A 12,921-nucleotide genomic window follows, 5' to 3' on the forward strand; every position below is an offset into this window, starting at 1 on the left:
ACTCAGCCGCTCTAGCCGATCGCGTCAGCGATCGTCACCCGGATGGGCCGAGACCGCGGAGCGGGCTCGGCGGCGGCCGGCGCGGTTTGCCGCGTCCGGCGCCGTAGAGCGCGGTCGCGCGCCTAGCGCGCGAGACGCCCAATCAGATTTCGATCTTGTCGGGGGCATGAGCCAGGAACGTGGCGAACAACTCCTCGGGCCGCCGGCCCATAGCTCGGGCAAGAGCGATAAATTCAAGCACGTCGATGCGCCTCTGCGATCGCTCAATCAATGAAATGAAAGTCTGGTCTTTTCCGACACGCTCGCCGAGTTCTGCCTGGGTGAGACCCGACTGCTTACGCGCGCCAATCATGATTTCAACAAGTGCGCTGTGCGCGCCCTCGAATATAGTTTTTGGCATGGAGAGCCGACCAGGAATTGGACCGGCAACCCAGGTATATGGAAAAAGGCCGTATGCACTTTTTCCGTATTTTCCTCAATCTGACATCGCTTGAGCTTGTAGCAGCGCTTTGAATATCACTTCGACGTCTTCGTTCATTGCTCTGCTCAGCGCGATGAATTCCACCACATCGACGCGCCGCTGGCTTCTTTCGATCAGTGAGATAAAGCTCTGGCTTCGACCGACCCGCCGGCCGAGTTCTGCTTGTTTGAGGCCCGATTTCTTGCGCGCGTCGATCAATAGCTCGACAAGCCGTCTATGCCCTTCATCGAAAATTGAACTCGCCATTTGGGCCGACCAATCGTTGATCGGCAAAGCACCTATACGGAAAATTCGCGTATGCAGTTTTTCCGTATTTCGGTAGGATTCACCCCGTGCCTGCTCGGTCCGGGATGTTTCATGTCTCCGCTAGACGTCCAGTTCACCGCCCCCGACGCCCCGCCCTCCGAGGACGGGCGGCCGCCGCTGGCCGACGCCTATCTGCGCCACCGCGCCTGGCTGACGGCGCTTCTGGTTCGGCGCTACGGGCCTGACGAGGCCGCCGACATCGCCCAGGACACCTGGCTGCGGATCCACCGCTACATCCCGCCCGCCCCGATCCGCAGCCCCAGGTCCCTGCTGGCCCGCATCGCCCTGAACCTGGCCGCCAACCGCCTGCGCAAGACCGCCCGCGAGACCGCGACCGATCCGGGTCATGACGACCTGGCCGGCCAGGTGATCGACCAGAGCCAGGAGCAGGCGGTCTTTTTCGAACAGATGTTGCTCGCCTTACCGCCAAAGTTGCGCGATGTTTTCGCCCTCAGCCACGTGATGGGGCTCACCTATCGCGAGATCGCGCAACTTCGCGGGATTTCGGTCAAGGCGGTGGAAAAGCGAATGACCCAGGCGATCGCCCGGTGCGCCGACATGGTCCGGGGCTAGTCAGGCCCGGCCATGATCGAGAATGGAACCACGGCGCCGGACGCCCGGGACCGGCGCGCGCAGAGCGAGGCGGCGGCCTGGTACGCCAAGCTGGCGGGCCAGCGCGTCAGCAACGCCGACCTGGCGGCCTTCTACGCGTGGCGGTCCGACACGCTCAACGACGCGGCCTATACGCGGGTCGAGGCCCTGGCGACCCAGACCCGGGCCCTGGCCGACGATCCCCGGCTGCGGGCGATCGCCGAGGCGGCCGCGCGCCGCCCCAAGGAAAAGCCCTCGCTGCCGGCCCGGCTTGGCCGCCGCCCCTGGGCGACGACGGCGGGGTTCGGGTCGGTGCTGGCGGCCACGGCCTTGCTGGCCGGCCTCTTCGTCGCCACACCCTGGAACCAGAAGACCTACAGCACCGCCGTGGGCGAGCGCCGGGCGATCAGCCTGCAGGACGGCTCGACCATCGAGCTGAACACCGACAGTCAGGTGCGCGTGCGCCTGACGGACAAACGGCGCGCCCTGGTCCTGGACCGGGGCCAGGCGATGTTCGCCGTCGCCCACGATCCGAGCCGCCCGTTCGTCGTCACCGCCGACGACACGGCCGTGCGCGCGATCGGCACGCGCTTCGAGGTCTATCGCCGCCAGGGCGCGGTGCGGGTGACGCTCGCCGAGGGCCGGGTGGAGGTGTCGCAGGACCGCCCCGGGACCAGACCCCTGACCCTCAACGCCGGGCAAGGCGTGGAGATGGGCCGATCCGCCGCGCCCCGGCCCGCGTCGGTGGACGTCGCCGCCGCCACCGGCTGGACCGACGGGCGCCTGACCTTCAGGGACGCGCGCCTGGCCGACGCGGTGGCCGAGGTCAACCGCTACAGCCGCCGCCAGGTGGTGCTGGGTCCGGGCGCGCCAGCCAATGAGCGGATCAACGGGGTGTTCGACGCCGGCGACCTGGAGGCGTTCGTCACCGGCATGGCCGCGGCGCTGGACCTCAGGAGCGCGCCGCGCGCGGACGGCGGCTTCGAACTGACCCCGCGCCCCGCCCCAACCGGCTGACGCGGCTTCGCCGCGCCCACGGCCCGATCAGGCGGTCGCGTACAAGGCTTGCGACGCGCGCGGCGGCTTGACGTCATAAATCTTTCGCATCCCGGTAGGGTAGGACGCGCCCCGGCGTGTCTCACCCGCGTCGCGCTTCGACGACGGCCGCCATGGAGGCGGCGGCCAAGCGCCTTGGGGGATTGTGATGAGCGTGCGCTTTGCGTTGTTGTGTCTGAGTTCCACGGCTTTCACCGCCGGTCTGACCGGCGCGGCGTGGGCCGCGCCGCCGGCCGCGGGGCGGGCCGACCAGGTCGCCGAGATCCGGCTCGAGCCGGGTCCGCTGAACCTGTCCCTGTTCGCCCTGGCCAAGCAGACGGGCGTGCAGATCGTCTTCACCAGCCAGATGGTGGCGGGTCGCCAGGCCCCGGCGGTCAGCGGCCGGCTGACCGCCGACCAAGCGCTGGAACGCCTGATCGCCGGCAGCGACCTGCAGGTCCAGCGGGCCGCCGACCGGGTGCTGGTCCTGCGGCCGCGCGGCGGGCTTTTTCCGGCGGCGGCGGTGCGAGGGGCGCAGGACCCGGGCGTCCCTGAGCCGACGGGCGCCGACCTGCCCGTCACGCCGCCGCAGGCCCTCGCCGAGGACCCGACCCTGCTGTCGGAGATCGTGGTCGGCAGCCATATCCGGGGCGTCAAGGACGGCGCCTCGCCGGTGATCGTGCTCAGCCGCGAGGAACTCGACCGCGACGGCCGGGCCAGCGTCGCCGACGCCCTGGCCGCCCTGCCCCAGAACTTCGGCGGCGAGGCCAGCGAGGACACCGCCTCGACCGGCGCCGACCCGCTAGCGACCAATTCCAGCTCGGCCAGCGGGGTCAACCTGCGGGGCCTGGGCGCGGACGCCACCCTGGTGCTGGTCAACGGCCGGCGCCTGGCCGGCACCGGCCTGAAAGGGGATTTCGCGGACGTCTCGTCGATCCCGATGAGCGCGGTGGACCGGGTCGAGATCCTGCTGGACGGCGCCTCGGCGCTCTATGGTTCGGACGCGGTCGGCGGGGTGGTCAACATCGTCCTGAAGACCCGCTACGACGGGGCCGAGACCCGCCTGCTGAGCGGCGGCGCCACGCAAGGCGGGGCGACCCAGGTCGTGTTCGGCCAGACGGTCGGCAAGACCTGGGACAGCGGCCATGCCCTGGTCTCCTACGAGCATTCGGCGCGCGACCGCCTGCGGGCGATCGACCGGCCCTATGCCGGCCAGGCCGACCTGCGCCCGTATGGCGGGGCCGACCACCGCTGGAGCTACGGCAGCCCCGGCAACCTGCTCAAACCCGACGCGAGCGGCGCCCTGATCCCGGCCTACGCCATCCCGGCCGGCCAGGACGGCACGGCCCTGACGCCGTCGAGCTTCCTGCCCGGCGTGGTCAATCTGGAGAACCAGCAGGCCGGCTACGACCTCCTGCCCCGCCAGCGCCGCGACAGCCTCTATCTCGCGTTCGGCCAGGACCTGGCGCCGGCGATCGCGGTGTCGGGCGACGCGCGCCTGGGCCGGCGAAAATTCCACAGCCTCGGCCCGCCGGCCAACACCACGATCTATGTCGACGCCAACAATCCTGGCTACGCCACCCCCGACGGCTCGGCGATGGAGACCATCGCCTACTCCTTCCAGAACGAGCTGGGCGGCTCGATCACCGACGGGACGGCCAAAAGCGTGGGCCTGTCGCTGGGCGGGCAGGCGCGCCTGCCCAAAGGCTGGCGCCTGGAGGCCTACGGCGCCTTCGGCCAGGAACGGTTCGAGGTCCTGACGAGCAACCTTCCGCACTACGCGCGGCTGGACGAGGCGGTGGGCGTCGTCCCCAACGACCCGGGCACGGCCTACGATCCGGCCGTCGACGGCTACTTCAACCCGTTCATCGGCCAGGGCAAGAACGCCCAGAAGGTGCTGGACTTCGTGTCGGCCGGCCAGATCTGGCGCAAGTCCAGGAGTTGGACCCGCTCGGTCAACTTCAAGCTCGACGGGACGCTGCTGACCCTGCCCGGCGGGCCGGTCGGCGTGGCGATCGGCGGCCAGGCGCGCAAGGAGGCCCTGCACAGCCGCGGCTCGACCTTCCAGTACACCCTGGCCTCCTCGGCGGTCAGTCCGCGCGACGCCGAGCGGACGGTCACGGCGGCCTTCGCCGAAATCCGCGCGCCGCTGTTCTCGTCCGCCAACGCCCGGCCGGGCCTGCGGCGCCTGGAGCTGTCGGCGGCGGTGCGCCGCGAGGACTATGGCGGCGCGGTCCACAGCACCGACCCCAAGATCGGGATCATCTGGTCGCCGGCGGCCGGCGCGACCCTGAAGGCCAGCTACGGGACGTCGTTCCGGGCCCCGGCCCTGACCGAGCTGACCGATCCGCAGATCATCGCCCCGACCATCCTGCCCAACGGGCCGGCCCAGGTGATCTCGATGCTGCTCTACGGCGGCAACGCCGATCTCAAGCCCGAGACCGCCACCTCCAAGGCCCTGACCCTGGAGCTGGCCCCGCCGTCCTGGCGAAGGCTCCAGGCCAGCGCGACGCTGTTCGAGACCGCCTTCGACAACCGCATCGGCCGCCCGGCCAGCGAGAACATCTTCACCGTTCTGTCGGGCCCGGAGTTCTCGCCGTTCCGCGCCTTCGTCTCGCCGGCCAGCGATCCAGCGGACCTGGCGCGGATCCAGGCGCTGATCGACGCGCCCAATTCCTACGCCAAGGGGGTCTTCCCGGCCACCTCGTACGGGGCGATCGTCGACACCCGCTACAGCAACACCGGCCAGCTGCGGGTGCGCGGCCTGGACGCCGGCGTGCGCTACCAGGCCAGCCTCGGCGACGATCCCCTGGCGCTCAGCCTGTCGGGCTCCTGGCTGCTGGACTACCAGCGCAAGGTCACCCCGGCCGCCTCGGCCGTCGAGCTGGCGGGCACGGCGGGAAACCCGGCCGACCTGCGCCTGCGGGCCAGCGCGTCCTGGACCCACGGGGCGTTCACCACCACCTCGTCGCTCAACCGGGTCGGGGACCTCGACGGCGACGGCGGCCGACGGATCCACGCCTGGACCACGCTCGACCTCAACATCCTGTGCGCCCCCAAGGCGTCGGCCTGGCGGGGCCTGACCGCCAGCCTCAACGTCCAGAACCTGCTGGACCGCGACCCGCCGTTCTACGACTCGGCGCTGGGCCTGGGCTACGACCCGGCCAACGCCGATCCGGTCGGGCGCGTCGTGACCCTGCAGCTGAGCAAGACCTGGTAGCCGCCCCCTAAGACCTGGGCGGCGCGCCGCGCCGCCCTTCCCTCCCTTGAAGACGGAGTTTCCCATGCGACGGCTCGCGCCGCGTCTGCTCGCCTGCGCCTGGCTGCTCGCCGGCGCGGCGCACGCCGATCCCCTCGCCGACCCCACGCTTGCGCCCTCCCCGTCCGGCCGTCTCCATCCGTTCGGCCTGGACGACCTCCTGGCCCACGAGAGCCTGGGCGAGGTGACGTTCTCGCCGTCCCGGCGCTGGCTGGTGACCCAGTCGACCGGCCCTTACGGGTCGATCCGCGACTGGTCGCTGCTGGCCTGGGCCGAGATGACGATCAGCCGGCTGGACGTCGTCGACCTGAAGACAGGCGGCCCGCCCCGCCGGCTGTTCGCCGACGCCGCCGACCACGGCTACCTGCCTGGGCCCTATTCGCCGTCGGGCGACAGGATGGCCGTGACGCGGGTGCGCGGCCACGACCGGGAGCTGGGGGTCGTGGACCTGGCGACCGGCAAGGCGATCTGGACGGGCCTGACCCCGGCGCACAACTACTTCGGGGCGACGCTGCAATGGCGCTCCGAACGCGAACTGATCGCGGTGACCCAGAACCCGGACGCGCCCAGCGTCACCCCGATCTACGAATGGCAGGTCCAGGCCCGCCTCCTGACGGCCTGGACGGACGCGGCGGCCGGGCGTCTGAGCGTCACCCCGGTCGGCAGCGGCAAGTATCTGGGCCGCCACGCCCCGCCGACCTTGCGGCAGCTGGTCTCGATCGACACGGCGACCGGCCGGGCCAGGCGGCTGCTTGACGCCGACGTGCGGGACCTTGCCCTGTCATCGGACGGGGCCAGGGTCGCGATCCTGTCGGCCGAGGAGGACGTGCGGCCCGACCCGACGCAGGTCGCGCGCACCAACATCCCCTCGCGCCGCCAGCGGCTGGCGATCCTCGACCTGGCCACCGGCCAGATCTGGCGTCCCTGTCCCGATCGCGACGTCGCCACGGGCCTCATGGCCTGGTCGCCCAGCGCCAAGGGGCTGCTGATCTCCGCCAAGGCCGACGGGCAGCCCTGGGAGCAGTCGGTCTATTGGCGCATCGATCCTGGTCCCCGTCGGGCCGCACCGCTGGCCCTTGGCCCCTACAAGCCGGCCCCGGACGGCGACCCCAACAACCTGGGCGCGGCGCGCGGTCAGTGGTTGGGCGAGGATCCGCTGGTGCTGGCGCGGCCGGCCGAGGCCGCGCCCGACGCGCCCCGGACCTGGATCCGCCTGTCGCGCCAAGGCCCCATAGCTTTGGGCGGAGATGTCGCCCCGGGGGCCGACCAGCTGCTGGCCGTGGGCGCCGACCATGTGGTCCTGGGCGACGGCCGGCGCCTGTGGCGGGCCAGCGCCACCGGCCGGGTCCGCCCCCTGGCCGACAACCTCCGCCCCGCCCCGCGGCCCGCGCCCGCGCAAGGCCAGCGACCGGCCGCTCCGCCGCCCGCCCCCGCCGACCTCATCCTGGCGCGCGGCGCGGCCGCCGCCGCCCCGACCACGCTGCTGGTCCTGGCCGGCGGCGTCGCCGAGCGGGTCCTGATCGCCGCGCCGGCCGGCGAGACCGTCCTGGCCGCGCAGGCCCGCCCGGCCGCCCTGGCCAGCCGGACGCGCGACGCGCAGGGCGTGGAACGCGTCTGGCTGCGCCAGGCCGGCCGCGCCCCGATCCCGGTCCTGACCCTCAACGCCCGTCAGGCCGACGTGGCGTTCGCCCGACCGCGCGCGGTGCGCACCACCGGCTCGGACGGCAAGGTCCTGACCCACTGGCTCTACCTGCCGCCGACCCTGTCCCCGGGGGCGCGCGCGCCCCTGGTGGTCGTGCCCTATCCGGGCCGCGCCTTCCCATCCGACCCGGCGCGGCTGCGGCCGCCGGGAGAGGAATACTTTCCCAGCGTCCAGATCCTGGCGGCCGCCGGCTATGCGGTGCTGACGCCCAGCCTGCCGATCGACGAGACCCGCGAGCCGATGGAGGGAACGGCGGAACGGATCCTGGCCGTGGTCGACGCGGCAGCGGCGGCCGGCGAGCCGATCGACCTGGATCGACTGGCGCTGTGGGGCCAGAGCTATGGCGGCTATGCGGTGCTGGCCGCGGCGACCCAGAGCCCGCGGTTCAAGGCCGTGGTTGCCTCGGCGGCCTCGCCGGACCTGTTCGGCGCCTACGGCGCCCACGGCCTGACCTCGAACCTGGCGCCCGACGCCGGCTCGGCCATCCTGGGCGCCATGGGCTGGCTGGAGAGCGGCCAGGCGCGCATGGGCGTCCCGCCCTGGCGCGACCCGCAGCGCTATGTCCGCAACAGCCCGCTGCTGGCGGCCGACAAGATCACCGCGCCCATCCTCCTGATCAGCGGCGATCTCGACGGCGATCCGAACGGGCCGCGCGCCATGTTCGACGCCCTCTATCGCCTGGACCGGGACGCGATCCTGCTCGACTACCACGGCGAGGCCCACGTGCCGGCGATCCCCGCCAATCTTCGCGACCTCTACGCCCGGGTGCTCGCCTTCCTGGCCGATCAGCTGCCCCCGACCGCCGCTCCCCCGGGCGGCGGCGCGGCGGCCGCCGGGCCGGCCGGCGAGGCGACGTCCCCGGCGTCGGGCGGGTCCGCGGCGGCTCCCCCCGCCGCCTGACCCGGAGCCTGGCCGGGGTCAGGCGCCCCTGCCCCGGCCAGGCGATCCTCCCAGGTGCGCGCCCAGGCCTCGACGAACACCACCCGCATGATCTCGCCGATCAGGTCGCGCCAGATCATCACGTGGGGATCGAGCAGCGGCGCGAGCCGCTCGCGATCGATCAGGCCCCGCGCGGCCAGGCGCCCTTCCATCAGGAAGGGGGCCAGGACGTCGAGACTGCCGGCCACGCTGCGGGCGAAGAAGGCGGTCACGTCGCCCTTGCCGCGACGCTCCAGGATCGCGGCGGGCAGCCGCCCGGCGAAGGCGCGGCGGGCCAGCGGCCTGTCCAGCGCCCCCACCGCCAGGGCGAGCGTCGGGGTGGCCAGGCACAGCTCCACCACCGGCTGGGCCAGCAGCGGATGGACAAGGTCGGCGACCCGGCCGCGCCGGCTGTCGCCGATCAGCGCCTGGGTGTTGACCAGGGCCTGGACCTGCACGCGCTTGGCGCCGGTGACGCCGCGCACGGCCTTCTGCCAGGGATGACGACGACGCCGGTCCTGGGGCCGCGCCAGAAAGCTGGGCCCCACGAGCCCGGGCGGGTCGGCCGCCGCCCGGCTCAGCGCCAGCGCCGCAAGACGCCACACCGACATCCGCATCCGCCGGGCCAGCAAGGACAAGGTCTCGCGCCGCCGGCGCGCGCCCCGCGGCCCAAACAGCGCCTCGCGGGCGACGGCGACGTCGGGCATCTGGTAGAAGACCGCGTCGCCGCCGTGGCCGGTGAACAGGGCGTCCGCGCCCAGGGCCTTCAGGCGATCGGCCAGCTCCTGGTCATGGTCGGGATCCTGGGCGTTGAACGGCGGGCGCGGGCCGCCGGCGCAGGCCAGCAGCTTTTCCAGATCGTAGTGCAGGTCGCCCCGGGCCACCGCGGTCAGCGGCAGGCCATGCTGGTCGGCGACGCCCTGCGCGTATTGGCGCTCGTCGCCCTCCGGCTCGGGCCAATAGTGGTGGCTCAGCGCCACGACGGGCGCGCCGGCCTCCAGGAGGGCGCAGGCGACGATGGCGGAATCCAGCCCGCCGGAGGCCTCGGCCAGGATCGCCTCGCGTCCCTGGGCCAGGGCCTTGGTGACGCCGTCGATGCAGGCCTCCAGCGCCGCGGGGGCCGTCGCGGTCCGGGCGTGGCGCGCCCGGCGCGCATGGACGGCGGGCGCCCACAGGCGCAGCATCTCCTCGCCTTGCGGTCCAAACCGCAACGTCCCGGCCGCCACCGCCTGGACCCCGGTCAGGCAGACCTCGTCGCTGGAGAGCGCGATGTCGCCGAGCAAGGCCTCGACCCGCGCCCAATCGATGGCCAGACCCTCCGGCGCATGGGGACCCGTCGCCGGGATCTGGCTGGCGACCAGGGTCACCTCGTCGCGCGTCCAGGTCACCGCCTCCAGCCCGCCCATCGGATCGCGCAGGATGGCCGGCGGCTCGCGGCGCGGCGTGAACAGCGCGACATAGGCCCCCCATCCGCAGCGGGTCAGGACCAGGCCGGCGTCGCGCGGTTCCAGACCCTTGAGCAACGAAAGGTCGAAGGCGGCCGGCGCGCCGGCAAGGGTCGCCTCGGTGTCGAACACCTTGCCGATCAGCACGCCGTGGCCGTCGGGCAAGGCGGTGACGGCGGGCGGGTGGTCGCCGCGCACGCAGACCAGCTGACGGAACGCCTCGTGGGCGATGCGCCACCCACCGTCGCCCAGGATGGCCTCGCGCATGCGCTCGGCCGCCACGCCCGGCATGCCCGGCGGCCAGGTCAAGGCCAGATAGTCGCTCATCTAGACCACCAGGATCGGCCGGTAGGGCATGACCCGCGCGGCGGTGTCGTCGAGCACCACGTCGCCGGCCTGCAGCCAGCAATGGGCCGAGAACGGCCAGGTCCGCACGCCGATCACCCACCAGGCGTCATGGCCGCAAAGCCGCAGGTACCGCAGGGCCATGTAGCTGCGCGCCAGGCACGCCCCGTCGAACGGCGCCCAGACCCGCAAGGCCGCGAACCGGGCCGCCTCGGCCAGCAGCGCCGGGCTCGGGGCCGGGACCAAGGGCGCCGGGTCGGTCCGACGCGCCGCCGCCCAGGCCAGGAGTTCGCCGAACGATCGCGAACGCAGGTGGCGGCGGGCGGTCCAGGCCGCCCGCAGCAGTCGCAGGAGCGTCTCGGCGTCGACCTTGGCCGGCGCGGCGGCCTCGACCTCGCGCCGCGCAGGCGCCAGGGCCGGCGCCGGACGCGGCGGTCCCCGGTCGATCAGGCCGGCCTCGACAAGGCTCTGGCGGATCGCCTCGTCGGTGATGTCGACCGCGCCCCCGGAACCGACCTCGACGCACGATGCCGCATCGACCAGGCAGAAATAGGCGTCGGCCTCGACGTCCAGCAGCACCAGGTCCTGGTCGATCGCCACGCCGTGGACCCGCGGCGACAACCGCCAGTCCACGGCCGCCGCCGCCCCCGCGCCGACGCGATCCCTCACGGCAGGTCGTAGGTCAGCAGGATGTTGTGCGGCTCGCGGTACATCAGCCCCATGACCGATCGGGTCAGGCGACGGGCCGAGCCGAGGCGCAGCAGCGCCGGGGGACGGGCTTGGAACTTGGACATGGCGGTTCTTTCGTTGGGGCCTGACGAGGCGAAGGCGCGGGTGGGCAGGACAGGACGGCGGTCCGACGCCGGCGAACCGGCGCCGGACCGGGTGTCGGCGCCTTTCGGCGCCCGGCCTTCAGAGCGGGAAGACCTTCAGCGCGGCGTTGTTGGCCTCGCTGACCGTGCCGTCGCGGATCGACAGGGTCAGGGTCTTGGCCGAACCGAGGCGCAGCAGGGTGATCTTGCGGGACATGGGATCCCTCCTTGGGCTTGAAACCGCCAATCGCGGCCCCTCAAGCCAGCGCCCCGGGCCTTTGATATTCAAACGATATCCGATCGATATTTTTCGCCCAGGGCCAGGCGGGCGATCGTCGGCGACAAATCGATCCGGACCCGGTGGTGGCGACGCACCCGCGCGCGCACGGTCGGCTTGTCCCGGGCCTGGAAGGCGGCCATCAGCGCCTGGGCCTCGATCGCCAGGTCCGGGATCAGACGGGCCTCGATCGACCGGAACGGGGCCAGGCGCTCGGCCGTGCGTTGGTAGGCCTGGGCGAGCATGAGGTCATCGCCCGTCAGCATCAACTCCAGATAGAGGGCGTCGACGACGGCGGCGGGATCGTCGAGCGGATCGGCGGCGGGGAGCGGCGGCCTGGGCGGCCAGCGCCGCCGACCGGCCCGTCGCGCGGCGCCGGGCGCCAGGGCGGCGGCGAGATAGAGCCGCCGCAGGTCATAGAGTTCCGCCAAGGCCGGCCCGTCCAGCAGGGGGCGCGTGTAGATCGGCCCGCGCTTTTCCACCAGTTCCTCGCCCGCCAGCCGGGAGAGGGCCTCGCGGACCGGCGTCGTCGACAGGCGAAGCTGCGCGGCGATCAGCTGGATCGGCAGGGGTGCGCCCGGCGCATCGGCGCCATCGCGCAGACGCTGGCGCAGGGCGCTCAGCGCCAGGCCGAAGGAATCACGGGGTGGAGACAAGGTTCTGGTTCCCAAACCACCCAGGCAGTTTCAACGCCGTCGCGGCCCGGTCGAGCCCGCGACGCCGGCGTCCTCGGCTGAGGCGGAGGTTTTTGCGGCGCCGCCAACGATTTTGGCGCGCTTTTCGGCCGGCCGGGCGACCGCGCTCGCCTTCGAACCCCCGCGCTGCACGCTCCATGCAGGAAACCGGTACCGCCCTTCTGGAAATCGGCACGGTACACGGATCAAGGCGCTTGGTGGTCGGGCAGACGACATTAAATCTGGCTCCGCGGCGCGGAATACGTAGGGTTGTAGTTTGACCATGGGTTCGCGTGCGGCCTCATGTCTGTAGCCAGTGTCGAGTACAGCTTTGGTCAAACACGCATCCGAGGACCTGGAGCGTCAGCGCCAGCTCCTGTCGAAAACCCTGAAACTGATCCGCGGCCTGCGCCACATGAGCGCGCGCGAAGTCGCCGCCGCCATGGGCCTGCCGCTGCGAAGCTACTACAGCTTCGAGGCCGGCCAGGGCCCGCTTGACATCGCCAAGATCTGGCGGTTCGCCGAGGCTGTCGACTGCGACCCGGCCGGGATCATGGACGCCTTGATGCTCGGCTCGCCCGACCACGCCCTGCGCAGCATGGACAACAAGATCGCCTCCATCCAGCTGGCCTCGTTCCGGCGCTTCAGCGACAAGGTCGGCGACCGCATGACCCACATCGGTCCCTCCACCCTGATCGAGGCGTTCAAGCGCCCGTTCGACAGCCTGGAGGAGTATCTGGACAAGCGCGACGAGAGCACCGAGCGCTGGCTGGCGGAGAACCTGCCCAAGATCCTTCCGCCCGGCGACGGGACCTGACGGGCGCGCGCCAGATCGCCACGGCATCGATATCGGAGGCGTCCGGATCGGTCGCTTCGCACAGGCCCCAATGGGCGGGCAGATCCTCGATCGCGCCCGACCCGACGCGCTCGTAGTCGGCGCGGTAGCGGTCGTTGCGGCGCAGGAACTCCCAAGCCAGACGCGCCGCCGAAGGATCGATCGCCGGGGCCCGCGCCTGGCGAGGCGAGGGTCGCGAGGGGCCGGAAGGGGCGACGCGGTGTTTGGCCATGCCTGAATT

General features: G+C 72.2%; 13 protein-coding genes. 5 read left to right on the top strand and 8 right to left on the bottom strand.

Annotation, left to right across the window (positions count from 1 at the left end; genetic code table 11):
• Window positions 1-142 precede the first annotated feature (142 nt).
• Both BR39_RS0102940 and BR39_RS26000 read right to left on the bottom strand, forming a co-directional pair.
• Window positions 143-400 (bottom strand): helix-turn-helix domain-containing protein, encoded by a 258-nt coding sequence (locus tag BR39_RS0102940; RefSeq protein WP_029907547.1) that lies wholly within the window; start codon window positions 398-400, stop codon window positions 143-145.
• Between the two features lie 75 nt (window positions 401-475).
• Window positions 476-754, bottom strand: a complete 279-nt coding sequence (locus BR39_RS26000) for a helix-turn-helix transcriptional regulator (RefSeq protein ID WP_231499382.1) — start codon at window positions 752-754, stop codon at window positions 476-478.
• Window positions 755-838: 84 nt separating this feature from the next.
• On the opposite strand from BR39_RS26000, the gene BR39_RS0102945 reads away from it, so the two are divergent.
• The 4 genes from BR39_RS0102945 (at window position 839) to BR39_RS0102960 (ending at window position 8,274) form a co-directional block, all read left to right on the top strand.
• The gene (locus BR39_RS0102945; protein ID WP_029907549.1) at window positions 839-1,360 is read left to right on the top strand and encodes an RNA polymerase sigma factor; all 522 of its coding nucleotides are present in this window, start codon (window positions 839-841) and stop codon (window positions 1,358-1,360) included.
• Between the two features lie 12 nt (window positions 1,361-1,372).
• Window positions 1,373-2,395, top strand: coding sequence for a FecR family protein (locus BR39_RS0102950; protein ID WP_029907551.1), 1,023 nt, complete (start codon window positions 1,373-1,375; stop codon window positions 2,393-2,395).
• Between the two features lie 187 nt (window positions 2,396-2,582).
• Window positions 2,583-5,633, top strand: coding sequence for a TonB-dependent receptor (locus BR39_RS0102955; protein WP_029907553.1), 3,051 nt, complete (start codon window positions 2,583-2,585; stop codon window positions 5,631-5,633).
• A 64-nt stretch (window positions 5,634-5,697) separates the two neighbouring features.
• Window positions 5,698-8,274, top strand: coding sequence for a prolyl oligopeptidase family serine peptidase (locus BR39_RS0102960; protein WP_051695121.1), 2,577 nt, complete (start codon window positions 5,698-5,700; stop codon window positions 8,272-8,274).
• Here the strand turns inward: BR39_RS0102960 and BR39_RS0102965 are convergent.
• The 5 genes from BR39_RS0102965 to BR39_RS0102985 form a co-directional block, all read right to left on the bottom strand.
• Complete coding sequence (locus BR39_RS0102965; protein WP_081916488.1) at window positions 8,160-10,064, bottom strand: asparagine synthase-related protein; 1,905 nt, start codon at window positions 10,062-10,064, stop codon at window positions 8,160-8,162. The two genes, BR39_RS0102960 and BR39_RS0102965, sit on opposite strands and share 115 nt — an antisense overlap.
• The gene (locus BR39_RS0102970; protein WP_156035559.1) at window positions 10,065-10,751 is read right to left on the bottom strand and encodes a lasso peptide biosynthesis B2 protein; all 687 of its coding nucleotides are present in this window, start codon (window positions 10,749-10,751) and stop codon (window positions 10,065-10,067) included.
• On the bottom strand, window positions 10,748-10,876 hold the full coding sequence (locus BR39_RS27215) for a hypothetical protein (protein WP_255347284.1): 129 nt from the start codon (window positions 10,874-10,876) through the stop codon (window positions 10,748-10,750). The genes BR39_RS0102970 and BR39_RS27215 overlap by 4 nt, the downstream gene beginning before the upstream one ends.
• Before the next feature lie 118 nt (window positions 10,877-10,994).
• A complete protein-coding gene (locus tag BR39_RS26895) occupies window positions 10,995-11,111 on the bottom strand; it encodes a hypothetical protein (protein ID WP_231499383.1) in 117 nt (38 codons plus the stop codon).
• Between the two features lie 68 nt (window positions 11,112-11,179).
• The gene (locus BR39_RS0102985) at window positions 11,180-11,827 is read right to left on the bottom strand and encodes a GntR family transcriptional regulator (protein ID WP_231499384.1); all 648 of its coding nucleotides are present in this window, start codon (window positions 11,825-11,827) and stop codon (window positions 11,180-11,182) included.
• A 349-nt stretch (window positions 11,828-12,176) separates the two neighbouring features.
• On the opposite strand from BR39_RS0102985, the gene BR39_RS0102990 reads away from it, so the two are divergent.
• Window positions 12,177-12,662, top strand: a complete 486-nt coding sequence (locus BR39_RS0102990; protein ID WP_029907564.1) for a helix-turn-helix domain-containing protein — start codon at window positions 12,177-12,179, stop codon at window positions 12,660-12,662.
• Here the strand turns inward: BR39_RS0102990 and BR39_RS27410 are convergent.
• A complete protein-coding gene (locus tag BR39_RS27410; protein ID WP_369795609.1) occupies window positions 12,550-12,912 on the bottom strand; it encodes a transcriptional regulator domain-containing protein in 363 nt (120 codons plus the stop codon). The genes BR39_RS0102990 and BR39_RS27410 overlap by 113 nt on opposite strands.
• Between the last annotated feature and the right edge of the window lie 9 nt (window positions 12,913-12,921).

It is taken from the genome of Caulobacter sp. UNC358MFTsu5.1 (assembly GCF_000712075.1).
In the GTDB taxonomy this organism is placed as follows: domain Bacteria; phylum Pseudomonadota; class Alphaproteobacteria; order Caulobacterales; family Caulobacteraceae; genus Caulobacter.